The sequence below is a fragment of the Arthrobacter sp. NPDC093125 genome (assembly GCF_044754225.1).
Classification (GTDB): Bacteria; Actinomycetota; Actinomycetes; order Actinomycetales; family Micrococcaceae; genus Arthrobacter.
This window is the reverse complement of the sequence record NZ_JBIVOQ010000002.1, coordinates 151529-174045: the sequence shown is the minus strand read 5'-3', so window position 1 is coordinate 174045 and position 22517 is coordinate 151529. Positions and strand designations below refer to the sequence as shown.

Below are 22517 nucleotides of genomic sequence, written 5' to 3'. Positions count from 1 at the left end.
CGTGGAAACCGCGCTGCCGCAAACCACCCAGCTGCCCGCCATCCAGGCCGGGCAGCAGGTCACTGTCCGGGTTCCCGCCACGAGCGCCAACCTCGGGCCGGGCTACGACAGCCTTGGGCTGGCACTGACACTGCACGACACGCTCACTGTGGAGAGCCTGGACAGCGGGGAGCTTATCTTCGAGTTGAGCGGTGAAGGCGCCGACTCCCTGCCCCGGGATGCCAGCCATCTCGTGGTCCGGGCGATGAATGCGGCCTTCGGGCGCCTTGGTTACCGGCACAACGGATTGAAGATCATTGCGGCCAACGTCGCTCCGCATGGCCGCGGCCTGGGCTCTTCAGCCTCCGCGGTGGTGGCGGCGGTGACGGCGGCGAACGCCCTGCTTCCGGCGGCGGAGCAGCAGGACCGGGAGTGGATCCTGCAGCTGACCAGCGAGATGGAAGGGCACCCGGACAACGTCGCTCCGGCCATATTTGGCGGGCTGGCGCTGTCCTGGCAGGACAGTGACCAGTACAGCAGCACCTGTGCCACGGTTGATGCGGCGGTCATTCCCATTGTGGCAGTGCCCGATTACGAGCTGTCGACGGAAGCGGCGCGTGCGTTGCTGCCGGCATCCGTTGGCCACCACGCCGCCGCCATGAACTCCGGCCGCGCGGCTCTGCTGATTCACGCGCTGACGAACAACCCGGCGTTCCTGCTGCCCGGTACGGAGGACTTCCTTCACCAGAGCTACCGGGCAGAGGCCATGCTGCCCAGTGCGGGACTGATCCAGGGCCTGCGCAGCGCCGGGCATGCAGCCGTTGTGTCGGGGGCAGGGCCGACGGTTCTGGTGCTGGCGAACGGTGAAGCGGAAGCAGCCGCAGTGCTCGAATTCATCGGCACGTTTACGGCGGAAAGCACACCGGGCATCAACTGGCGTGTGATGAAGCTGGCAGTGGACGTCGAAGGTGCTAAAGTGGGAGTGCACCGGCGGTAAACCCGCATTCAGTCACCGCAGAGGCCCTGCAGCCAAGAGACCGTGCAGTCACAGAACCTGATGATTGGCTCCTTTGCCTATCCTGGTCCGGAACTGCGCAGATCTGTTGCTTCGTTCTCGTAATGCGCAGTATTTTCCGGTGCCGCCTCCTTGGCCTGATCCGGGGCCCACAGAAAGCTTTCTGTTCCCTGAACCGTCAGTCCGATGTTCCCGTACTGCGGGGCATTGAAGGTGATCAGTATCCGGCCCTGCCGCGAATTCCATCCGGCAAGGTCGACATCCCGGCTGCAGATCTGAACTGCAGCCCAGATCAAATCATCGCGTCCAGCTCCCAGTCTGGACGCCGTCGAGGGGGAAGGATCCTTCGTGACCGAAACCACTGAGCTGTTGCCAGCTGTGGATACATCATCTTCTGCTTCCGGATCGTTGACGGAAGCACCCGCCAAGAGCAGCGGCCTCGCCGGCCTGAAGCTCGCCCAGCTGCAGGCACTTGCCAGCCAGCTCGGGATCTCGGGCGGTTCGCGCATGCGCAAGGGAGACCTTGTCGCGGCCATTTCGGCCCATCGTGCAGGTACTACGGCCAGCAAGGCTCCGGCCCGCACCGCTGTAAAGGCCGCCGACACCAGTGCGGCTGCCGCCGACACATCGGCTCCGGCTGCCCCTGCAGAAACCACGGAGGCCCCGACACAGGAAGCCCCGCGGACCCGTGGCCGTGGCCGCAGCCGCCGCGCTGTCAGCGACGGCGTCATTTCCACTCCTGCCGCCGAGCCGGCCGCCGAGGCAGCTGCCCAGCCGGCCGCCGTCGAAGCCCCGCCTGCCGAAGTGGCAGCTGAAGTATCCGAGCCCGGTGCGGGCGAAGGCACCGGTGAACGCCGCCAGCCGCGTACCCGTAACCGCCGCCGCGGCGAGGCTGCCGCTACGGCCCCTGAAGCCGCTCCCGCCGAAGCCCCGGCCGAAGCTGCGGGCGTCGAAACCGCCGGTGCTGAGACCCGCGCTGCGGAAACCCGCGGTGCTGACGCCCGTGAACAGGGCGCCGACACTGCTGAAGCCGGGCAGCGCACCGACCGCCGTGAAGGCGGCCGCACCCGCGGCGGCCGTGACTCCGAAAGCGCCGGTGCCCGCGACAACCGCCGCGATGAGACCCGCCGCGATGACAGCCGCGACGACGACGCCGAGGGCGGCAGCCGCCGCAACCGCCGGAACCGCCGCGACCGCAACGACCGTTCTGATCGTTCTGACAGCCGCGACAGCCGGGACGGCAACTCCCGCAACGACCGCTTCCGCGACCGCAATGACCGCCGTCGCGGACGCAGCCAGGGACCGGATGTTGACGACATCGAGGTGACCGATGACGACGTGCTGCTGCCCGTCGCAGGCATCCTCGACGTTCTCGAGAACTACGCCTTCATCCGCACCTCCGGTTACCTCCCGGGCCCGAACGACGTCTACGTCTCCCTCGCCCAGGTAAAGAAGTACAACCTGCGCAAGGGCGACGCCGTCGTCGGCGCCATCCGCGCACCCCGTGACGGCGAGGACCGCGGCCAGCAGTCCGCGCGCCAGAAGTTCAACGCACTGGTCCGCGTCACCTCGGTGAACGGCAAGACCTCGGAAGAGCTCAAGGACCGCGTCGAGTTCGCCAAGCTCGTTCCGCTGTACCCGTCCGAGCGCCTGCGCCTCGAAACGGACCCCAAGAAGATCGGCCCCCGTGTCATCGACCTGGTTGCCCCTATCGGCAAGGGCCAGCGCGGCCTGATCGTCTCGCCGCCGAAGGCAGGCAAGACCCTCATCCTGCAGTCCATCGCGAACGCCATCACCACCAACAACCCTGAGGTCCACCTCATGATGGTGCTCGTTGACGAACGTCCCGAAGAAGTCACGGACATGCAGCGCACCGTCAAGGGCGAGGTCATTGCCTCCACCTTCGACCGTCCGGCCGACGACCACACCACCGTGGCCGAGCTCTCCATCGAACGCGCCAAGCGCCTCGTGGAGATGGGCATGGACGTCGTGGTTCTTCTGGACTCCATGACCCGCCTGGGCCGTGCCTACAACCTGGCAGCGCCGGCTTCCGGCCGCATCCTGTCCGGCGGTGTCGACTCCGCGGCCCTGTACCCGCCCAAGCGGTTCTTCGGTGCAGCCCGCAACATCGAAAACGGCGGCTCGCTGACCATCCTGGCCACCGCGCTCGTCGAGACCGGTTCCAAGATGGACGAGGTCATCTTCGAAGAGTTCAAGGGCACCGGCAACATGGAGCTCCGCCTGTCCCGCCAGCTCGCGGACAAGCGCATCTTCCCGGCTGTCGACGTCAACGCGTCCGGCACCCGCCGTGAAGAGAACCTCCTGTCGCCTGAAGAGGTCAAGATCATGTGGAAGCTGCGCCGCGTCCTCTCCGGACTCGAAACGCAGCAGAGCCTTGAACTGCTGACCAACAAGATCCGCGAAACGCAAAGCAACGTCGAGTTCCTCATGCAGGTTCAGAAGACGACGCTTGGCGCAAAGTCGGACAACGACAAGTAGCTGAGCTGGGGGTGGGGCCGTCGCATATTTTTGCCGGCCCCGCCCCTTCGCGACAGGCCCGATGCCACTCCCTGGCCGGCAAAAATATACGACGGCGGTCGCCCGTCACCTACCGCTGTGTGCGTCACTAAACTGATACCCAGAGCGTTGAAAGGTAATAACCAATGTTTGATTCCGTACAGGGCCTGCTTGATGAGCATGATGCTATTCAGGCGCAGTTGGGGGATCCTGCTGTTTATGCTGACCAGAAGCTGGCGCGGAAGCTGGGGCGGCGGTCGGCTCAGCTTAACGGCATCGTGGAGGCCTACCACAAGTGGGAGGGGCTTCGGGATGATCTGGCGGCTGCCAAGGAGATGGCGGCAGAGGACTCTGAGTTTGCTGCTGAGGTCCCTGAGCTGGAGGCTGCCCTTGAGACGGCGGCGGCCAAGTTGCGCCGGCTGCTCATTCCCCGCGACCCTGACGATGCCCGCAACGTGATCCTCGAGGTCAAGGGCGGTGAAGGCGGCGACGAGGCTGCGCTGTTCGCAGGTGACCTGCTGCGTATGTACACCCGCTACGCGGAGGCGCGCGGCTGGAAGACCGAAATCATCTCCGCCACCGAGTCGGACCTGGGTGGCTACAAGGATGTCCAGGTCGCCGTCAAGGGCAGCTCCAACGACCCGGCCGAAGGCGTCTACGCACGGCTGAAGTTCGAAGGCGGCGTGCACCGTGTTCAGCGTGTTCCCGTCACGGAATCGCAGGGCCGCATCCACACGTCGGCGGCCGGCGTGCTGGTCCTTCCCGAGGTGGACGAGCCGGAAGAGCTCGAGATCAACCAGAATGACCTCAAAATCGACGTGTACCGGTCATCGGGCCCCGGCGGCCAGTCCGTCAACACCACCGACTCCGCCGTCCGCATCACGCACCTTCCCACGGGCATCGTGGTGGCCATGCAGAACGAAAAGTCGCAGCTGCAGAACCGCGAAGCCGGCATGCGCGTTCTCCGGGCCCGCATCCTCGCGCACCAGCAGGAACAGATCGACGCCGCCAACTCCGAGCAGCGCAAGTCGCAGATCCGCACCATGGACCGCTCGGAGCGGATCCGCACGTACAACTACCCGGAAAACCGCATCGCGGACCACCGCACGGGCTACAAGGCGTACAACCTTGACCAGGTCATGAACGGCGACCTCGAGCCGGTCATCCAGTCCGCCATCGAGATGGACGAGCAGGCCCGCCTGGACGCCATCGGCGACTAGCCGGACGGCGAACCAGATGACGTCCGAGCATAAACCGGACCGGCGGGTCCAGTCTGCCGAACCGGTCCAGCCCCTTGACGGTGCCACGCTCAACGCCGCCCTTGACGGTGCCACCCTCGGTGACGCCGTCCGCGCGGCCGCCCAGATCCTGGCCGATGCCGGAGTGCCCAGTCCCAGGGTCGACGCCGAACTGCTCGCCGACCACCTGCTGGGTGTCGGGCTGGGCCGGCTGCGGGCCATGATGCTGGGGGACACCCCGGCGCCGGAGGGCTACGCGGAACTTGTGGCCGAGCGTGCCCGCCGCATTCCGCTGCAGCACATCACGGGCGTCGCGCACTTCCGCTACCTTCAGCTGGCAGTGGGCCCGGGGGTCTTCATTCCCCGGCCGGAAACCGAATCGGTGGTGCAGCTGGTCATCGACCGGCTCCAGGAACTTGTCGCCTCCGGGGTCCGCCGACCACGGGTAGTAGATCTGGGCACCGGCTCCGGCGCGATCGCAGGGTCCGTCGCGCACGAGGTGCCGGAAGCCGAGGTGCACGCCGTGGAGTTCAGCGAGTTCGCGCACGCCTGGGCAGCCAAAAACCTGCAGCCCCTCGGCGTCAGTCTGATACGGGGCGATCTGCGGGACGCGCTGCCGGAGTTTAACGGAACGGTCGACGTCGTCGTTTCCAATCCGCCCTACATCCCCGCCGAGGCCATACCGAACGAACCGGAAGTGGCGCTGCATGACCCGCCCGAGGCCCTTTACGGCGGAGGCGCGGACGGCATGGAACTCCCGACGGCGGCGGCGGCCTCTGCCGCGCGGCTGCTGGTTCCCGGGGGCTACTTCGTGATGGAACACGCCGAAGTCCAGGCGGCGTGGATCGCGTCGATGCTCGCCCGAACCGGCAGGTGGACGAACATCTCCGCCCATCTGGACCTTAACGGCAAGGAACGCGCAACCAGCGCCGTCCTCGCCGTTCCTCCCGCGGAGTGATGAAAGAATAAGGCAGTGACCACTACCTATAACTGCATGGCCGACGACGAGCGCACCGCAGGGCTGGCCCATGCGCACCGTGCCATCCTTGAAAAGAAATGCGTGGTGTTCCCTACGGACACCGTGTATGGAATCGCCGCAGACGCATTCTCGCCGCAGGCCGTCACGATGCTGCTCGTTTCCAAGGGCCGCAGCCGGGCCATGCCGCCGCCGGTCCTGATGCCCCGCCTGAACGCACTGGACGGCCTGGCCACGGATGTGTTCCCTGAGGCACGCCGGCTGGCCGAGGCATTCTGGCCCGGAGGCCTGACACTCATTCTGCACGCCCAGCCATCACTCGACTGGGACCTTGGTGATACCAAAGGGACGGTGGCGTTGCGGATTCCCGCCGATGAGATCGCCCAGGAGCTGTTGACCCTGACCGGCCCCCTGGCGGTTTCGTCTGCGAACAGGACGGGCCAGCCGGCGGCACAGACCGCGGCTGAAGCCCGTGACCAGCTCGCCGAGTCCGTTGAGGTGTACCTGGAAGACGGCTTCCGGCCGCTTGAAGGCGCCGATGCGGTGCCCTCGACGATTGTGGATGCCACGTCCCTGCCCCTGCGCGTTGTACGGCAGGGTGCGGTCAGCCTCGAGCGGCTCCGCGACGTGGTTCCGGGCCTGCTCGATGTCGACGGCAACGCCGCCGGGCCGGACGCTCCCCAAGAAGCGGCTCCCGCGGAAGAGGCGGCCGTCGAAGCGGCTCCCGCAGGGGCGCCCGCCGAGCCTGCAGCCGGTGAACCCGCGGGCGACAAAGCGCCCGGCGCCGAATGATGCTCCAGCGGCAGGCCGTGCCTGTGCTGGACGTGGACGCCACTCCGTTGGAGGTTTCGGGACTTACAGAAGTGCTTAGCTCCTTCGTCGCCGACGGAACCACGCGGACCGTCGTCGGACACAACCTTCACAGCGTCACCCTTTTTCATGCAGAACCGGAGTTCCGGAAGTTCTACGAGGACAGCGACGTGGTCCTGATCGACGGCGCACCTGTGCTGTGGCTGTGGGGGAGAGGCAAGGAGCACTCCGCGCCCGTCATGGACTACCGGCTGGGGTCCACGGACTGGATTCCCGCGCTGGGGCAGGTCAAAGGACTGGAGCGGATCGCGGTCCTGGGAGCAGGACCCGTGGCAAATGCGCGGGCTGTGGCAAAACTGGAGAGCATCGTGCCGGGGGCTACGGTTACCGGGATGCCCGGTGACGGCTGGAACGAGGACCTTGAAGAGGCAGCCGCAGCGTGGCTTGCTGAGCAGCGGCCGCAGTTGGTGCTCGTCGGGCTGGGCATGCCCCTGCAGGAAGAGGTGCTGCGCCGGCGGCTCGGCACGCTGCCCCCGGCCATTTACTGTGCCGTGGGCGGTGCCATAGAGCAGATCGCGGGCATTCAGAAGCTGGCCCCGCGCTGGCTCGGACGGCTTGGCCTGGAGTGGGCGTGGCGCCTGGTGCTGCACCCGCGGCGCGTGGCGTACCGCGTCCTGGGCGAGCCCTGGGTGCTGCTGGCGCTGCTGCTGCGGCGCCGCCTGCAGCACCGGCTGTCACAGTCCGGCGGCTAGAACTTTTGGTCCTTGAGAGGGCCGAAGCCCTTCCCGCGCAGGCCCGTTGAGAATGCCCTGAACCAGTCGGCCAGGCCGCGGAAGTCGCCCCGGCGTAGGAAATAGCCCAAGTAGCCGCCGACGTCGGCAGTCAGGGACTTCACGCGGAAATAGCGGCGGATCAAATAGCCGCGGTTGCGGTAGTAGTAATACCGCTTGAACGCGGATTCAGGAACGATGACGTGCCACCGGGCGCCGAAGACGTGCTGGGTTTCGGAGAACGCGTGCGGGTGGGTGATCGCCGCGGTGGTCACGGTGCCGAAACGGATGCCCGCCTTGCGCAGCCGGATGGTGAAGTCCACCTCGTCTCCGCGGATGAAGAGGCGCATGTCCGGCAGCCCCACCTTGAAGAAAACGTCCGAGCGGATCAGTGCGCCATTGAAGAAGTGTCCGTCCTGGGGAAGGAAACCCACCTTTTCCAGCGCAGCACGGTCGTGGGTCACCTTGCCGTCCAGCCGGAAGAAGAAGGACAACCTGTCCGGGTGGCCGGGCGCCACGACGAGCGGAACCACAGCATCAAGCCCACGAGACTCGGCCTCCCGGATAAGCGTGGCCAGGCATTCGGCGTCCGCGGGTTCCGCGTCGTCGTCCATCATCCAGATCCATTCGGCGCCGCTGGCCACGGCCTTGAGGACCGCCAGGGAAAAACCGCCCGCACCGCCGAGGTTTGCTTCCGAGCGGATGTAGTCCACATTTCCGTGCTGTTCCGCCACGTCCTTGGCCGGCGCGGTGCCGCTGTCCACAAGGCAAATCGACGCAACGGGAGCAGTTTGGCTGTTAATGGCGCGGAGCAGAACGGCCAGCTCACGGGGGCGGTCAAACGTCACGGCAGCAACGGCGACAGACACTGACATTGGGGGATCCTTTCAGCACGGCCGCCGGCAAGTTTCCCGCCGGCATGAGGCCGTGTGACGCGAAGCGATATACCCGTTGGCGTTAGTATCTTGACTAGAGTCCACTGTAATACAGCCCTGTCAGGCGGCTTTGCACTGCCTGCCTGCGCGCTTGGCGACGGAGAAGTTTCATTTATTGCACGTCAGATCCACAGCTTTCGATACCCCACGGTCCGCCCGGCCTGACCAAGAACCTGCGCAGTTGTGACACGCATCAGGTCCTGCTCAGGCGGCGTGGCCATGGCAGCGTGCTCCGCATCGGTGTGGCGGGGGAGACCCCATGATCATGTACCTGAGCATGATGCTGACAGCGGCCGTTGTTTCCTACGCAGCGACGTGGGGTGCGCGGCTCGTCGGCAACCGGCTTGAGCTGTTCGCCCCGATCCGGAGCCGCGATATGCATTCAAGCCCCGTTTCACGGCTCGGCGGGCTGGGGATTTTTGCCGGCGTGCTCGTGGCGCTGGTGGTGGCCAGCCAGTCCTTCTTTGTGAAGGACATCTTCCGGGGGAACTCCGCCCCCTGGGGAGTCCTGGCCGGTGCAGCAGTCATCGTGCTCGTCGGCGTGGCGGACGACCTGCTCGACCTCCGCTGGTGGGTCAAGCTAATTGGCCAGAGTGCTGCGGCCCTGGTCGTGGCGATTTGGGGCGTCCGGATGACCATCATTCCGTTCGTTCCGGAGCCCATCCGCTTCGACTCGGACCCCGTGAACGTCATCCTCACGGCGGTACTGATCGTGACCACGATGAACGCGTTCAACTTCATTGATGGGCTGGACGGACTTGCGGCGGGCGTAGCGATCATCGGCGGTGCGGCCTTCTTCCTCACCGCCTACTGGGTGCACCGGACGGCAGTGCTGCTGGACCGTTCGGACCTCGCGACGCTGCTCACCGCCATCCTGGTGGGCAGTTGCCTGGGTTTCCTGCCGCACAACTGGTTTCCCTCCAAAATCTTCATGGGTGATTCCGGCGCCATGCTGATTGGCCTGCTCATGGCCTCGGCCGGTGTGGTGTCCACCGGCCAGATCACCTCCGGGCTTTATGACCGGGTAAACGGTATTCCCACCATCATCCCCATCGTGCTGCCGTTTGCAGTCCTCTTTCTTCCGCTCCTGGATCTGTGCCTCGCGGTGGTGCGGCGCACCGCCGTCGGACGTTCTCCCTGGTCCGCCGACCGCGGCCACCTGCACCATAAGCTCATGGATATCGGCTACTCGCACCGCACGGCAGTGATGCTCATGTACATGTGGACGGCTGTATTGTCGTTCGGTGGCCTGGCCTTTGCCGTCTACCCCTGGCAGATCGTGCTCGCCGTCGACCTGGTGGCGACACTGGGCATGGGGCTCCTCACGGCATGGCCGTATTTGAGCCGCCGCAGTGCTGACACCCCAGGCCGCAGCGCTGACGCCGCAGGTTAAGCAGCGGTTTCCCGGAAATTTCTATCTCATGTAGAATTCAGGGGCAGGTGTGTCCTGCACCAAAATCCTCCGCCCCACCTTCCACGATTGGGATCGCATGAGCTCCGACGCCGACCCCGGACCTGCGTCCGGCAACGGAGCCGTTGGCGCATCCGGTCCCCGGCAGTCACTGTGGCTTGGCCTGCTGGGACTCAGTTCCGCAGCAGCCGCGGCAGCGCTGCTGCTGACGGGCATCGTAGCCCTGGTCCTGAACGGCTGGGCCGGAGCGTTCTCGACTGCTTTCGGCGGATTGCTGGTGATGGTGTTCTTTGCCATCAGCCTCCTGATCGGCCACTTCGTCGGCCGAAGCAACCCCTCCGGGGCCATTGGCCTTTTCGTAGCGACATATGTTGTCAAGGTGGTTGGCTTTGCAGTCGTGCTGTTTGTGCTGGGTGAACCGGCCTGGCTCCACGAACGCTGGTTCCTCATCGGGGCTGTTGTCTCCGTGGTGTTCTGGCAGGCTGCCGAAATCTACGGTTTCAGCAAAGCCCGTCTGCAGATCTATAACGACCCCGAATCCACCCCCCGGACCGAGAGGGGCACCACGGATGTCTGAGCGTAACGACTCCCAAAATACCCCTGGCGACGACGCCGCCAAATCCGCCGGAACGGCCGGCGATTCGGCCGTCCGAGGTGACGGCGGTTACAACGCCGGCATCGCCGTCTTTAGCTACATTATTGGCGGAATCATCGTCTGGAGTTTGATAGGGTGGGGACTGGATTACCTGTGGGGAACCCGCTGGATTGTGCTCGCAGGCGCTCTGCTTGGAGCTGCGGGAGGGTTCTATCTATCCCATATGCACGGCCTCACCAGTTCGCGAAAATCGGCTGACGGGAATGATGCAGCCAGCGGACCGTCCGAGGACGGAGACAGTAATGCCAAATAATTTCACGAGGGGGAGGGCGAGCATGAATCACGCCGGAACCCGACCAACGCCCAACGATGGACACTGCAGAGAGGAAACGCGTTGATCGCGCTTGCGCTCCCGGCCCAAAATTCAGGAGTCTTCACGCCTCCCGGAATTGAAGAAATGCACCTGCCGGCGATCCTGCCGTGGGGTGCGCATGACGGATTCTCCAAGCAGATGCTGCTGGTAATCCTGTCCGTCGTCATTATCGCTACATTCTTTATGCTAGCTGCGCGGAAGCAGCAGATGGTTCCTGGCAAGCTCCAGTTCGCCGGCGAAATGGCCTACGGCTTCGTCCGTAACAGCATCGCCAAGGACATCATCGGCGGCCGCGACTTCATGAAGTTCGTCCCGCTGCTGTTCACCCTGTTCTTCTTCATCCTGGTGAACAACATCTACGGTGCGATCCCGCTGATCCAGCTCCCGAGCTTCTCCCACGTCGGCGGCGCGTACGTGCTGGCTGCGATCGTGTACGTCACCTGGATCGGCATCGGCATCAAGAAGAACGGGCTGAAGTACTTCAAGCTCGCCACCGTGCCGTCCGGAGTTCCGGTCTACATCCTCCCGATCGTCATTCCGATCGAGATCATCTCCAACTTCCTGGTCCGTCCTGTCACGCACAGCCTCCGTCTGTTCGCCACCATGCTGGCAGGCCACCTGATTGTCATGATCGCCGGCTCGGGTATCGAGTTCCTTGTCATGCAGGAAAACGTCCTGCTGAAGGGCACCTCGGTCCTGGTCCTCGCAGGTGCGATCGCCATGTACATGCTCGAAGCGCTGATCATGGCGCTGCAGGCCTACGTCTTCACCCTGCTGACGGCTATCTACATTGAAGGCGCACTTCACGCCGACAGCCACTAGGCACCCCAAAACTTCCCCCTCGCGGGGATGAAGCAACCCAAACAACCTGCCACAGAGTTGGCATCTTGAAAGGAAGAAAAATGGAAGGCTCCATCAACGGCTCCCTCAACCTCATCGGCTACGGCCTCTCCGCCATCGGCGGTGGTATCGGTGTGGGTCTCGTGTTCGCTGCTTACATCAACGGCGTTGCACGTCAGCCGGAAGCCCAGCGCGTCCTGCAGCCGATCGCATTCCTCGGCCTTGCGCTGACTGAAGCCCTCGCCATCCTGGGTCTGGTCTTCGCCTTCGTTCTTAGCTAGTCCTTCGGAACTTAGCGAACATTCAGAACCGAGTAGATAAGGACGGGTGAAATATGAATCAGCTGATCATCTCAGCCGCCACCGAAGGCGCCGCGGCGACTAACCCGCTCGTTCCCAACGTTTGGGAAATGGGCGTCGTCCTCGCCGGCTTTGCTCTCCTCTTTTTCATCGTGGTCAAGTTCGTTGTCCCGATGTTCGAGAAGACGTTTGCAGAGCGTGCTGAGGCCATCGAAGGCGGCATCGCCAAGGCTGAGAAGGCCCAGGCCGAGGCCTCTGCAGCACTCGAGGAGTACAAGCAGCAGCTCACCGACGCACGTGCAGAGGCCAACCGCATCCGCGAGGAAGCCCGTGCCGAAGGCGCCCAGATCCTTGCGGAGCTGAAGGAGAAGGCTGCAGCCGAGTCTGCGCGCATCACGGCGCAGGCACACGCACAGATCGAGTCCGAGCGCCAGGCGGCCGTTGTGTCCCTGCGTTCCGAGGTGGGCACCCTTGCCACCACACTGGCTGGCCGCATCGTCGGCGAGTCGCTGGACGACGACCAGCGCGCGGCACGTGTTGTTGACCGCTTCCTGGCTGAGCTGGAGAACCAGAACGCGGGTGTAGCAAAGTAATGGCAGGTGTATCGAGCGAATCGCTGACCAAGGCGTTGACCGAGCTGGAAGCCAAGCTTCCCTTTGCATCGCTGCAGTTGGCAAAGGAACTCTTCGGAATCCTGGGAACGGTGGACAGCTCTGCTGGCCTGCGCCGCGCCCTGACGGACCCTTCCCGAAGCGGCGAGGAAAAGTCAGCGCTGATCAGGCAACTGTTCAGCGGAAAAGTCTCCACCGAGGCTGCGGAAATCGTAGCCGGACTGGCCAGCTCACGCTGGGCATCGGCGCGGGACATCGGCGATGCACTCGAGACGCTTGCCGCAACGGTGGTCATCGCTGTTGCTGAAAACAAGTCGGCCGTTTCTGCCTCCGGCATTACCGGACTGGAAGTACTCGAGAACGACCTGTTCTCATTCAACCAGACCGTAGCCTCCAGCCACGAGGTGCAGCGTGCTCTGTCCGAGCCGCAGGCCAGTGCTGCAGCAAAGATCAACCTGGCCGAGAGGCTGGTTCCTGGCGCAAGCGAGGAAGCCAAAGTCCTTATCGGGCAGGCCGTGGCACAGCCCCGCGGAATCAAGGCGACCCGGCTGGTCGCGCGTTTCGCCGAGCTTGCTGCGAAGCGCCAGCAGCGCTGGATTGCAACCGTCACTGTCGCACGTCCCCTGACGGACGCGCAGCTCAGCCGTTTGCAGTCCGGACTCAATTCCCTTTACGGGCGTGAGCTGAAGATCAACGTCAAACTTGATCCTCTGCTGATTGGCGGAATCCGCGTGCAGGTGGGTGACGAAGTGCTCGACGCTTCTGTGCTCACCCGCCTGGGCGAGCTGCAACGCCAACTGGCCGGCTAGCCGGACAAGCACAACCTAACTGATAGAAACCCCGGTCATCGTGAGCAACGATGATCACGAAAACAGGAGAGCAGGGACTGCAGATGGCCGAATTGACCATCAACGCCGACGACGTCCGTGATGCGTTGAACGAGTTCGCGGCGTCCTACGAACCCGGAAACGCAGAGCGCGTAGAGGTCGGCCGCGTTACCACCGCAAGTGACGGCATCGCCCGTGTTGAGGGCCTTCCCTCGGTCATGGCGAACGAGCTGCTTCGCTTCGAAGACGGCACCCTGGGCCTCGCCCAGAACCTAGACGTCCGCGAGATCGGTGTCATCGTCCTCGGTGACTTCACTGGAATCGAAGAAGGCCAGGAAGTCCACCGCACCGGACAGGTTCTGTCCGTGCCCGTCGGTGACGCCTTCCTCGGCCGCGTTGTGGACCCGCTGGGCGTGCCCATCGACGACCTCGGCGAGATCAAGGCAGAAACCACCCGTGCGCTGGAGCTGCAGGCTCCCGGCGTGACGCAGCGTAAGTCTGTGCACGAGCCGATGCAGACGGGCCTAAAGGCCATCGACGCCATGATTCCGATCGGCCGTGGCCAGCGTCAGCTGATCATTGGCGACCGCCAGACCGGCAAGTCTGCCATCGCCATCGACACCATCATCAACCAGAAGGCCAACTGGGCTTCCGGTGACGTGAGCAAGCAGGTTCGCTGCGTTTACGTGGCAATCGGCCAGAAGGCTTCCACCATCGCGGCCATCCGCCAGACGCTGGAAGACAACGGCGCACTGGAGTACACCACGATCGTGGCCTCCCCGGCTTCCGACCCCGCCGGCTTCAAGTACCTGGCACCCTACGCCGGATCCGCAATCGGCCAGCACTGGATGTACGGCGGCAAGCACGTCCTCATCGTGTTCGATGACCTCTCCAAGCAGGCTGAGGCCTACCGTGCAGTGTCCCTGCTGCTCCGCCGCCCGCCGGGACGTGAAGCCTACCCGGGCGACGTTTTCTACTTGCACTCCCGCCTCCTGGAGCGTTGTGCCAAGCTCTCCGACGAGCTCGGTGCCGGCTCGATGACCGGTTTGCCGCTGATCGAGACCAAGGCGAACGACGTTTCTGCCTACATCCCGACCAACGTCATCTCCATCACCGACGGCCAGATCTTCCTGCAGTCGGACCTCTTCAACGCCAACCAGCGTCCCGCTGTTGACGTGGGTGTCTCTGTGTCCCGCGTCGGCGGTGCCGCACAGGTGAAGTCCATGAAGAAGGTCTCCGGCACGTTGAAGCTGGACCTCGCACAGTACCGCGACATGCAGGCATTCGCGATGTTCGCCTCGGACCTCGACGCTGCATCCCGTCAGCAGCTGACCCGTGGTGCACGCCTGATGGAACTGCTCAAGCAGGGCCAGTACTCGCCGTTCCCGGTTGAGGACCAGGTCGTGTCCATCTGGGCAGGTACCCAGGGCCACTTGGACGATGTTCCCGTTGAGGACATCAGCCGCTTCGAGTCCGAGTTCCTGGAGCACCTGAAGCACAAGTCCTCCATCCTCACCACGCTGGCGCAGACCAACGTTCTGGATGATGACACCGCAGCAGCGCTGAAGAACGCGATCGTTGACTTCAAGAAGGGCTTCTTCGGCGAAGGCGACAACCACCTGGTAGGTGCCGGCCACGAGGAGCATGAAGCTATCTCTGAGGGCCAGGTCGACCAGGAAAAAATCGTCAGGCAGAAGCGCTAGTTTCGCTGGCAGGGACTGCCGGGACCCTACGGGGTTCCGGCAGTCCCGGCCATCGGGATCTTAGGAAAGGATAAGTATGGGAGCCCAGATTCGGGTCTACCGCCAGAAGATCGCCTCGACGACGTCGATGCGCAAGATCTTCAAGGCGATGGAACTGATCGCTACCTCGCGCATCGGCAAGGCCCGCGCACGCGTAGCGGCTTCACTGCCTTACGCGAACGCGATTACCCGCGCCGTTTCTGCTGTTGCTAGCCAGAGCGAAATCGACCACCCGCTGACCACCGAGCCGGAGCAGATCCGCCGGGCGGCAGTGCTGGTCATCACCTCGGACCGTGGACTGGCTGGTTCGTACTCGGCCAGCGTGCTCAAGCAGGCCGAAGGCCTCAACGAGCTGCTCCGCGCAGAAGGCAAGGAAGTCAAGACGTACCTGGTTGGCCGCAAGGCGCAGGCCTACTTCGACTTCCGGGGCCGGACTTACGGAGGGGTCTGGACCGGCGGAACCGACGCGCCGGAGTTCGCCACCGCTCAGGAAATCGGCCACAAGCTGCTTGAGGACTTCGCCACGGATTACGAAGAGGGCGGCGTGGATGAGATCCACGTTGTGTACACCCGCTTCAAGTCCATGGTGACCCAGGAGCCGACGGTCATCCGTCTTCTTCCGCTTGAAGTTGTGGACGAGCAGCCTGCTTCCGAATCGGAGCTGCTGCCCTTGTACGAGTTCGAGCCGGAGTCGGAGCAGGTTCTTGATGCTCTGCTGCCGCGGTACATCGAATCACGGATTTTCGCAGCCATGTTGCAGGCGGCAGCCTCGGAGCTTGCCGCTCGTCAGCGGGCGATGAAGTCCGCCGGAGACAACGCCACGGACCTCATCAAGAAATACACGCGTTTGCGCAACACCGCCCGCCAGGCGGAAATCACGCAGGAGCTGTCCGAAATCGTGGCCGGTGCCGACGCCCTCGCGTCGTAGCCCAGCGGTTCCGGATAAGCCAGACCTGCACCAGAACATAAACTTAACCACGCCATCTACTGAGTGAAGTGAGAGAGATGACTGCCACCGCTACCGAGCACGTAGCCGCAACGTCCGGTGCCACCGGCCGTATTGCACGTGTCATTGGCCCGGTTGTCGACGTCGAATTCCCGGCTGACGCAATCCCCTCGATTTACAACGCACTCACCACCGAGATCACTCTCAACGGTGAGACCAAGACCATCACGTTCGAGACCTCCCAGCACCTGGGTGACAACCTCGTACGCGCTATCTCCCTGCAGGCAACCGACGGCCTGGTCCGCGGCACGTCCGTAGTGGACAGCGGTTCGCCTATCACCGTGCCCGTTGGCGACGGCGTCAAGGGCCACATCTTCAACGTCCTCGGCAAGCCGCTGGACGTCGACGAGTCTGAAATCCAGGCTTCGGACTACTGGCCGATCCACCGCAAGGCTCCGTCCTTCGCGTCCCTCGAGGGTTCCACCGAGATGCTCGAAACGGGCATCAAGGTCATTGACCTTCTCACCCCGTACATCAAGGGTGGAAAGATCGGCCTGTTCGGCGGCGCCGGCGTGGGCAAGACGGTTCTGATCCAGGAAATGATCACCCGTGTGGCCCGTAACTTCGGTGGTACCTCCGTGTTCGCCGGTGTTGGCGAGCGTACGCGTGAGGGCAACGACCTCTGGGTTGAAATGGAAGAAGCCGGCGTTCTGAAGGACACCGCCCTTGTGTTCGGCCAGATGGACGAGCCGCCGGGAACGCGTCTTCGCGTCGCACTGTCCGCACTGACCATGGCGGAGTACTTCCGCGATGTCCAGAACCAGGACGTGCTGCTCTTCATCGACAACATCTTCCGCTTCACGCAGGCAGGTTCGGAAGTTTCCACGCTTCTCGGACGCATGCCGTCTGCTGTGGGTTACCAGCCGAACCTGGCCGACGAGATGGGTCTCCTCCAGGAGCGCATTACGTCCACCAAGGGCCACTCCATCACCTCGATGCAGGCCATCTACGTTCCCGCAGATGACTACACCGACCCGGCACCGGCCACGACCTTCGCACACCTCGACGCGACCACGGAACTCTCCCGTGAAATCGCCTCCCGTGGTCTGTACCCGGCCGTTGACCCGCTGACGTCTACCTCCCGAATCCTGGACCCCCAGTACATCGGCAAGGACCACTACACCACGGCTGTCCGTGTGAAGCAGATCCTGCAGAAGAACAAGGAACTCCAGGACATCATCGCCATCCTCGGTGTTGACGAACTTTCTGAAGAGGACAAGATCGTCGTGTCGCGTGCACGCCGCATCCAGCAGTTCCTGTCTCAGAACACCTACACTGCCAAGCAGTTCACCGGCGTCGAAGGTTCCACCGTCTCCATCAAGGACACCGTTGAGGGCTTCACGGCCATCTGCGACGGCGAGCTCGACCACATCGCAGAGCAGGCGTTCTTCAACGTCGGTGGCCTGGATGACGTTGAGCGCCAGTGGGCCAAGATCCAGGAACAGACCAAGTAATATGGCTGAGCTTGAGGTTGAGATTGTCGCAGCGGACCACTTCGTGTGGTCCGGAGCGGCCAAGATGGTCAAGGCCCGCACCAGCGATGGTGAAATCGGTATCCTGCCCGGCCACTCGCCCCTGCTGGCGATTCTGGCCGAAGGTGAAATGGCAATCGAGCCTGTTTCCGGTGACCGCATTGCTGTAGAGGTTGACGGCGGGTTCTTCTCCGTCGATAACAACCGGGTCGTTATTGTCGCTGACAACGCCCACCTGGGTGACGCAGCCACTGCGGGGATCCGCTAGCACCACCCTGATGGACGCTACTGCACTTCCGTTCATCGCCCTGGCAGCCGCCTTTGGCTTGCTGATTTTTACGCTGTGCCTTTTCGGGGTGCGCCGCTTCAACCTGCGGCGCGCCCTGGGCACGGTGGACGCCTCCATTTGCACGGCTGGAAACAGCTGGCAGATGGGGGTTTGTCGTTATCAGGACAATGAACTCGAGTGGTTCAAGCTGCTCTCGCTCAGTGTCCGGCCCAAGCACCGCTTCACCCGGAGTTCCCTGGAATTGATCGGGAGGCGGCAGCCCACCGAGGCGGAATTGGTCAAGGTGCAGCCGGACGTCGTCATCGTGGAACTCAAGTATGAGGGCCGGGATGTCCTGTTGGCGATGAAGTTTGATGCCTATACCGGTCTTTCCTCATGGCTTGAGGCCGGCCCGGTTATTGGCATCGGCACCTGGCGCTAGCCGACATGGACGCGATTGCCGATATCCGGCTCGTGGACGGGCCCCTTTTTTGGACCGCCTGGGCTGCGGGGGCCGCTGGTGTCATCTACCTTCTCTGGCGGCGCGGCAAGCGCTGGCCCCTGGTGCCCGTTCTTGCCACTGTCTCGGCGGCCGTCATCGTGGCAGCCGTTCACTGGCTGCTGATTTATGTCTTTTCGACGTTCCCTGAAGAGCTCCCCCGCGAGGTGCTTGGGTGGTTCGTGCCGGCTGTGGCCGGCATCCTGCTTTGGACCACCAGGCTTGTCCCCGCGGGCTGGAAAGCCAGGTGCGCAGCAACGGCGGCCATGCTCGGGGTCCTCCTGCTGTCCTCCGTCCAAGTAAATGCCTACTTCGGGCTGAACCGTACTGTCGGTGACCTTCTGGGGACAGCCGTTGCCCGCATTCCTCCGCTTGAGGAAAAGTTAACCCGCCAAGCCGGAAGTGCGGCGCCGGTTCCGCTCGCGGACTGGGCGAGGCCGGAAGGCCTGCCCTCGGAAGGGGTGCTCCGGAAGGCCGATATTCCGGGCACGAGTTCGGGTTTCGATGCCCGGGAGGCCTACATTTACCTGCCGCCCGCGTACCAGAGCCCGGAACGCCCGGCCCTGCCAGTGCTGGTGCTGTTTTCGGGTCAGCCGGGCGGACCTGCCGACTGGCTTACCGGGGGTGCCCTTCGCAGCCACATGGACAGGTTCGCCGCCCGGCACAATGGGGTGGCCCCCGTCGTAGTGGTGGTGGATGCCAACGGTTCTCCATCCGGAAACTCGCTCTGCATGGACAGCCGCATCGCCAAGGCAGACACTTACTTGTCCGTCGACGTGCCCGGCTGGATCAGTGCGACGCTCGACGTGGATGCGGAGCGTAGAAACTGGGGCGTCGGAGGGTTTTCGTTCGGTGGCACGTGCGCCATGCAGCTGGGCACCAGACATCCGGAGCTCTACGGTTCCATCCTCGCTTTTGCCAGTGAACAGGAACCAGCGCTGGCCAAGGAACGGGAGAAGACCGTGGAGGCCTCCTTCGGCGGAGACACGAATGCCTTCGAAGCGCAGACTCCTCTGCATCTGATGAAACACCACAGGTTCGAAAGCAGCGCAGTCTATTTCGCCGCCGGAGCCGCCGACCCCGAGTTTACGGGCTATATGGATGTGCTCTCGGCTGCCGCCCGCGAGGCCGGCTTCCAGGTTGAAGTGCGCCACATCGCCGACTCCGGCCACTCCTGGGAGACCGTGTCGAAGGGCATGCCGGATGCGCTCGATTTCCTTGCGTCGCGCTGGGGCATCAGGCCTTGACGGCAGTTTCCCATGCCGGCGCACGTGACACTCTCACCAAGGTGCTGCGGCAGGCTGCGAAGGCGAGCCTGCAACACTTCAGGACCACTCCATTCACACTTGCCGTACTGACTGCTTTCGTCGCGGCCGGTGCTGCGACCGGCAGCTTCCTGGCGGGGCCGCCCGAATCAATGCTTTCTTTTGCCGCAGTGAACGCGGAGGCCCTCAAAGCCGGTCGCTGGTGGTCGCTGTTCACCTCCATGTTCTTCGCAACCAACCCCGCGGCCTACCTCGCCGCCGCGGTCATGATCCTGCTGCTACTTGGGTTTGCCGAGAGAGAGCTTGGCCCGGTGCGAACGGCCGTGTTCTATTTCGGAGGACAGTTCGCCTCGGTGACACTCTTCCTCCTGATTACCCAGCTTGCCCAGCAGGCCGGAGACCCGTGGCTCGGGCCCATGGCGAATACCCTGCTGATGGGGCCGTATGCCCCTGTTCTCGCGGCGTCCCTCGCTGCCAGCGGACTTTTCCCGGCGCTATGGCAGCGGCGGCTGCGCACCGCAGCACTGTCAACCGCCCTGCTGCTGGTGCTGTACGTGGGGCATGTTGACGCCGTGGCAGGGCTGCTGGGGGCACTGTTGGGGCTGGCCGCAGGATGGTGGATCCAGACCGACAAGGGAACCCTGCACCGGCACCGTTCCACCGGACGGGAGACCCGCAACCTCCTCGCCTTGACGGTTGCCATTTTCGCCATCGGACCAATCCTCACCTCGGCAGCACGGAGCAGCGCCGGACCGCTCGCCCTTCTGCGCAACGTCGTCCTCAACCCGCTGCCCACCCTGAGCCAGCTGGAGGAGAACTGCGGCGGCACAATGGGTGCGGGCTGCTTGGAACTGGACAGGCAGGGACTCGGAGGGCCGCTGGGCCTGGCTCTCGCAGTCGTACCGGTGATCCTGCTGCTGATCTGCGCCGACGGGATGCGCCGCGGCCGCAATCTGGCGCTCTGGATTGCCATTGCCGTCCAGCTGAGCGTGGCGGCCCTCTCCGCTGTCTACTTGGCGCTATTCGCCCGGATTGCCGGTTCCGGGTCCGTCCAGGACACCGCGGTGCTGGAGTCGAAGTTCGTGCACGTTCTGCCGCTGGTCGCTGTTCCGGTACTGCTGATGGTGCTACTGGCGGCGCACCGCCGCCATTTCCGCATCCAAACCTCATCCCGGGCCCTGCGCGCCCTCGCGTTGACGGTGGGCGGGACCTGGCTGGTACTGGCCTCGCTATACACGGCATCCTGGTTTGCCGCCGGTGGCCCGAGGAGGGACGGAGGGCTGCTGGTCCTGGCCGGCGAAGTGGCACGGCAATACCTTCCGGTACCCTTGCCCGGTCTCTACCGGAGGGTTTTCGAAAACCGGAGTGCCCTGGAAACCGTGCTGTTTGCCTATTCGGGCGTCATCTTCTGGATTGTTGCACTCGCAGGTGTCTGGCTTGTCCTGCTGGGACGCCATGATCATTCCGACGCGGGGGCGGGCGACCGGGAGGTGGCACGGGAGCTGGTGCGCCAGGGAGGCGATTCCCTCTCATGGATGGCTCTGTGGGAACCTAACAAGTACTGGTTCCTGCCGGGCGGAAGTGCCGGGATCGCGTACCAACAGCACGGCAGCGTCGCGCTGACCCTTGCCGGGCCCTTTGGTGATCCCCTCCAACGTGAGGAGGCCGCTGAGGGCTTTCTGCGCTTCTGCGCCGAACATGCATTGATCCCGTGCTTCTACTCCTGCACCGACGGATTATGGCCCATGCTGAGCGACCGCGGCTTCTCCCGGCTTTCGGTTGCCCAGGAGACGAGGCTGTCGGTGCGCGAACTGGAGTTCAAGGGCAAAGAATGGCAAAACGTCCGCACCGCGCTCAACCGTGCCAAGAAGCTCGGGGTGGAGGCCCGCTGGGGCAACTACAGCAGCTTCCCGCAGTCCCTGCGGACACAGCTGAGCGAAGTCTCCGAGGAGTGGGCAGCACAGAAGACCGTTCCGGAAATGGGCTTCACCCTGGGCGGCGTCGACGAGCTGATGGACGACGACGTCCTGTGCTGCCTCGCGGTCGACGGTGAGGGTCTGGTGCACGGGGTGACGAGCTGGCTCCCGGCGTATGAACACGGGCACGTGGTGAGCTGGACGCTGGATTTTATGCGTCGGCGCGGCGAAGGGTTCCCTGGAGCGATGGAGTTCCTGATCGCATCCGCCGTTCTGGAATTACGGAAATCCGTAGAGACCATCTCGCTCTCCGGTTCCCCGCTGGCCCGGGATTCCACGGTTCCCGGGGGCGGCGGACGGGAGCAGGAGGCCGAGGTGCTTTCCGGCATCCTGGACGTGGTGGGCCGGGCATTGGAACCGATCTATGGATTCAGGTCTCTGGCGACGTTCAAGTCACGCTTCAAGCCCCAGTACAGAACCCTGTATCTTTACTACCAGGATCCGCTGCAGTTGCCCGCCATAGGCCGCGCCCTGAGCCGCGCTTATCTGCCGGGACTTTCACTTCGGCAAAGCGCGCGCCTGCTGAGGACGCTCGTGCGCTAGCAAAAGGAATGCCGACCCCTTGTGCGCCATTTGTGACAATGACGTGGCGGCGTCTGCAATTGCTGAGCAGCGCAATAAATGATCCCCGGTATTGAATACCGGGGATCATTTACTAATTGGTGCTGCCAGCGGCAGCGATGCGCTTAAAGGCTTACTAAACCAGCGTTACACCGGTGGCCTGCGGGCCCTTGGCGCCCTGACCGATTTCGAACTGAACGCGCTGGTTCTCGTCGAGGGTCTTGAAGCCGCCGGTCTGGATCTCGGAGTAGTGAACGAAGACATCGCCATCGGAGTCGTCCGGGGTGATGAAGCCGAAGCCCTTTTCAGCGTTGAACCACTTGACGGTTCCCTGTGCCATTTATTTCTCCTCATAATGGAACTTTTTAAGGCCAGCACACCTCGTACTGGTCTTGGTTACTCCGCGAGAAGATTCCTGGCTAGCACCCCGGTTTGACCGGAAAAGCATTGCAGGAGCTTCGCGCTCGCAACATGTCTTGCGAGCATGAAAAACACCTACACAAAGACTGGTCTAAGAATTTCATGACGTCAC

The 22517-nt window shown here is 63.7% G+C and carries 22 protein-coding genes; 20 read left to right on the top strand and 2 right to left on the bottom strand.

The genetic code is table 11. The features are described 5' to 3' along the window. Position 1 precedes the first annotated feature (1 nt). The 6 genes from thrB (at position 2) to ACIP9X_RS05270 (ending at position 7287) form a co-directional block, all read left to right on the top strand. On the top strand, positions 2 to 976 hold the full coding sequence (gene thrB / locus ACIP9X_RS05295) for a homoserine kinase (RefSeq protein WP_400478685.1): 975 nt from the start codon (positions 2 to 4) through the stop codon (positions 974 to 976). A gap of 366 nt (positions 977 to 1342) precedes the next feature. Further along, on the top strand, positions 1343 to 3493 hold the full coding sequence (gene rho / locus ACIP9X_RS05290; RefSeq protein WP_400478684.1) for a transcription termination factor Rho: 2151 nt from the start codon (positions 1343 to 1345) through the stop codon (positions 3491 to 3493). 164 nt (positions 3494 to 3657) lie between these two features. Next, positions 3658 to 4731, top strand: a complete 1074-nt coding sequence (gene prfA / locus ACIP9X_RS05285) for a peptide chain release factor 1 (protein ID WP_400478683.1) — start codon at positions 3658 to 3660, stop codon at positions 4729 to 4731. A 16-nt stretch (positions 4732 to 4747) separates the two neighbouring features. Next, the gene (gene prmC / locus ACIP9X_RS05280; RefSeq protein WP_400478682.1) at positions 4748 to 5707 is read left to right on the top strand and encodes a peptide chain release factor N(5)-glutamine methyltransferase; all 960 of its coding nucleotides are present in this window, start codon (positions 4748 to 4750) and stop codon (positions 5705 to 5707) included. A gap of 15 nt (positions 5708 to 5722) precedes the next feature. Next, positions 5723 to 6517, top strand: a complete 795-nt coding sequence (locus ACIP9X_RS05275; protein ID WP_400478681.1) for an L-threonylcarbamoyladenylate synthase — start codon at positions 5723 to 5725, stop codon at positions 6515 to 6517. Next, the gene (locus ACIP9X_RS05270; protein ID WP_400478680.1) at positions 6514 to 7287 is read left to right on the top strand and encodes a WecB/TagA/CpsF family glycosyltransferase; all 774 of its coding nucleotides are present in this window, start codon (positions 6514 to 6516) and stop codon (positions 7285 to 7287) included. Before ACIP9X_RS05275 ends, ACIP9X_RS05270 begins: the two co-directional genes overlap by 4 nt. On the opposite strand, the gene ACIP9X_RS05265 is transcribed toward ACIP9X_RS05270, so the two are convergent. Beyond that, positions 7284 to 8180 carry a glycosyltransferase gene (locus ACIP9X_RS05265; protein WP_400478679.1) on the bottom strand — a complete coding sequence of 299 codons (897 nt, stop codon included), beginning with the start codon at positions 8178 to 8180 and terminating at the stop codon, positions 7284 to 7286. The two genes, ACIP9X_RS05270 and ACIP9X_RS05265, sit on opposite strands and share 4 nt — an antisense overlap. Positions 8181 to 8499: 319 nt before the next feature. On the opposite strand from ACIP9X_RS05265, the gene ACIP9X_RS05260 reads away from it, so the two are divergent. From ACIP9X_RS05260 to ACIP9X_RS05195, 14 genes are all read left to right on the top strand, one after another. Next, positions 8500 to 9633, top strand: coding sequence for an MraY family glycosyltransferase (locus ACIP9X_RS05260; RefSeq protein ID WP_400478678.1), 1134 nt, complete (start codon positions 8500 to 8502; stop codon positions 9631 to 9633). Between the two features lie 97 nt (positions 9634 to 9730). Next, the gene (locus ACIP9X_RS05255) at positions 9731 to 10228 is read left to right on the top strand and encodes a hypothetical protein (protein ID WP_400478677.1); all 498 of its coding nucleotides are present in this window, start codon (positions 9731 to 9733) and stop codon (positions 10226 to 10228) included. Continuing rightward, positions 10221 to 10559 (top strand): hypothetical protein, encoded by a 339-nt coding sequence (locus ACIP9X_RS05250; protein WP_400478676.1) that lies wholly within the window; start codon positions 10221 to 10223, stop codon positions 10557 to 10559. The genes ACIP9X_RS05255 and ACIP9X_RS05250 overlap by 8 nt, the downstream gene beginning before the upstream one ends. Positions 10560 to 10640: 81 nt before the next feature. Then, positions 10641 to 11441, top strand: a complete 801-nt coding sequence (gene atpB / locus ACIP9X_RS05245) for a F0F1 ATP synthase subunit A (protein WP_400478675.1) — start codon at positions 10641 to 10643, stop codon at positions 11439 to 11441. Positions 11442 to 11521: 80 nt separating this feature from the next. Next, positions 11522 to 11740 carry an ATP synthase F0 subunit C gene (gene atpE / locus ACIP9X_RS05240; RefSeq protein ID WP_011692451.1) on the top strand — a complete coding sequence of 73 codons (219 nt, stop codon included), beginning with the start codon at positions 11522 to 11524 and terminating at the stop codon, positions 11738 to 11740. 53 nt (positions 11741 to 11793) lie between these two features. Beyond that, positions 11794 to 12351, top strand: coding sequence for a F0F1 ATP synthase subunit B (locus tag ACIP9X_RS05235; RefSeq protein WP_400478674.1), 558 nt, complete (start codon positions 11794 to 11796; stop codon positions 12349 to 12351). Next, positions 12351 to 13178: a F0F1 ATP synthase subunit delta gene (locus ACIP9X_RS05230; RefSeq protein WP_400478673.1), complete on the top strand. Its 828-nt coding sequence runs from the start codon at positions 12351 to 12353 to the stop codon at positions 13176 to 13178. The genes ACIP9X_RS05235 and ACIP9X_RS05230 overlap by 1 nt, the downstream gene beginning before the upstream one ends. An 83-nt stretch (positions 13179 to 13261) precedes the next feature. Then, positions 13262 to 14899, top strand: a complete 1638-nt coding sequence (gene atpA, locus ACIP9X_RS05225) for a F0F1 ATP synthase subunit alpha (RefSeq protein WP_400479044.1) — start codon at positions 13262 to 13264, stop codon at positions 14897 to 14899. A 76-nt stretch (positions 14900 to 14975) separates the two neighbouring features. Then, positions 14976 to 15866 carry a F0F1 ATP synthase subunit gamma gene (locus ACIP9X_RS05220; RefSeq protein WP_400478672.1) on the top strand — a complete coding sequence of 297 codons (891 nt, stop codon included), beginning with the start codon at positions 14976 to 14978 and terminating at the stop codon, positions 15864 to 15866. 77 nt (positions 15867 to 15943) lie between these two features. Continuing rightward, positions 15944 to 17398 carry a F0F1 ATP synthase subunit beta gene (gene atpD / locus ACIP9X_RS05215; RefSeq protein WP_400478671.1) on the top strand — a complete coding sequence of 485 codons (1455 nt, stop codon included), beginning with the start codon at positions 15944 to 15946 and terminating at the stop codon, positions 17396 to 17398. Between the two features lies 1 nt (position 17399). Continuing rightward, on the top strand, positions 17400 to 17684 hold the full coding sequence (locus tag ACIP9X_RS05210; protein ID WP_400478670.1) for a F0F1 ATP synthase subunit epsilon: 285 nt from the start codon (positions 17400 to 17402) through the stop codon (positions 17682 to 17684). A gap of 10 nt (positions 17685 to 17694) precedes the next feature. Continuing rightward, on the top strand, positions 17695 to 18126 hold the full coding sequence (locus tag ACIP9X_RS05205; protein WP_400478669.1) for a DUF2550 domain-containing protein: 432 nt from the start codon (positions 17695 to 17697) through the stop codon (positions 18124 to 18126). Between the two features lie 5 nt (positions 18127 to 18131). Continuing rightward, complete coding sequence (locus tag ACIP9X_RS05200; RefSeq protein ID WP_400478668.1) at positions 18132 to 19430, top strand: alpha/beta hydrolase; 1299 nt, start codon at positions 18132 to 18134, stop codon at positions 19428 to 19430. Beyond that, positions 19427 to 21967 (top strand): rhomboid family intramembrane serine protease, encoded by a 2541-nt coding sequence (locus tag ACIP9X_RS05195; RefSeq protein WP_400478667.1) that lies wholly within the window; start codon positions 19427 to 19429, stop codon positions 21965 to 21967. Before ACIP9X_RS05200 ends, ACIP9X_RS05195 begins: the two co-directional genes overlap by 4 nt. Positions 21968 to 22121: 154 nt before the next feature. On the opposite strand, the gene ACIP9X_RS05190 is transcribed toward ACIP9X_RS05195, so the two are convergent. Then, positions 22122 to 22325 (bottom strand): cold-shock protein, encoded by a 204-nt coding sequence (locus ACIP9X_RS05190; protein ID WP_011692441.1) that lies wholly within the window; start codon positions 22323 to 22325, stop codon positions 22122 to 22124. Positions 22326 to 22517 lie beyond the last annotated feature (192 nt).

Bases quoted from the DNA above. Each gene is read 5' to 3' on its own strand.
- ACIP9X_RS05235 (WP_400478674.1), top strand. From the start codon at position 11,794: ATGAATCAGCTGATCATCTCAGCCGCCACCGAAGGCGCCGCGGCGACT.
- ACIP9X_RS05200 (WP_400478668.1), top strand. From the start codon at position 18,132: ATGGACGCGATTGCCGATATCCGGCTCGTGGACGGGCCCCTTTTTTGG.
- ACIP9X_RS05250 (WP_400478676.1), top strand. From the start codon at position 10,221: ATGTCTGAGCGTAACGACTCCCAAAATACCCCTGGCGACGACGCCGCC.
- ACIP9X_RS05255 (WP_400478677.1), top strand. From the start codon at position 9,731: ATGAGCTCCGACGCCGACCCCGGACCTGCGTCCGGCAACGGAGCCGTT.
- ACIP9X_RS05265 (WP_400478679.1), bottom strand. From the start codon at position 8,180: ATGTCAGTGTCTGTCGCCGTTGCTGCCGTGACGTTTGACCGCCCCCGT.
- ACIP9X_RS05230 (WP_400478673.1), top strand. From the start codon at position 12,351: ATGGCAGGTGTATCGAGCGAATCGCTGACCAAGGCGTTGACCGAGCTG.
- atpD (WP_400478671.1), top strand. From the start codon at position 15,944: ATGACTGCCACCGCTACCGAGCACGTAGCCGCAACGTCCGGTGCCACC.
- ACIP9X_RS05270 (WP_400478680.1), top strand. From the start codon at position 6,514: ATGATGCTCCAGCGGCAGGCCGTGCCTGTGCTGGACGTGGACGCCACT.
- prfA (WP_400478683.1), top strand. From the start codon at position 3,658: ATGTTTGATTCCGTACAGGGCCTGCTTGATGAGCATGATGCTATTCAG.
- atpE (WP_011692451.1), top strand. From the start codon at position 11,522: ATGGAAGGCTCCATCAACGGCTCCCTCAACCTCATCGGCTACGGCCTC.
- ACIP9X_RS05220 (WP_400478672.1), top strand. From the start codon at position 14,976: ATGGGAGCCCAGATTCGGGTCTACCGCCAGAAGATCGCCTCGACGACG.
- atpA (WP_400479044.1), top strand. From the start codon at position 13,262: ATGGCCGAATTGACCATCAACGCCGACGACGTCCGTGATGCGTTGAAC.
- ACIP9X_RS05205 (WP_400478669.1), top strand. From the start codon at position 17,695: ATGGACGCTACTGCACTTCCGTTCATCGCCCTGGCAGCCGCCTTTGGC.
- ACIP9X_RS05260 (WP_400478678.1), top strand. From the start codon at position 8,500: ATGATCATGTACCTGAGCATGATGCTGACAGCGGCCGTTGTTTCCTAC.
- ACIP9X_RS05210 (WP_400478670.1), top strand. From the start codon at position 17,400: ATGGCTGAGCTTGAGGTTGAGATTGTCGCAGCGGACCACTTCGTGTGG.
- prmC (WP_400478682.1), top strand. From the start codon at position 4,748: ATGACGTCCGAGCATAAACCGGACCGGCGGGTCCAGTCTGCCGAACCG.
- ACIP9X_RS05190 (WP_011692441.1), bottom strand. From the start codon at position 22,325: ATGGCACAGGGAACCGTCAAGTGGTTCAACGCTGAAAAGGGCTTCGGC.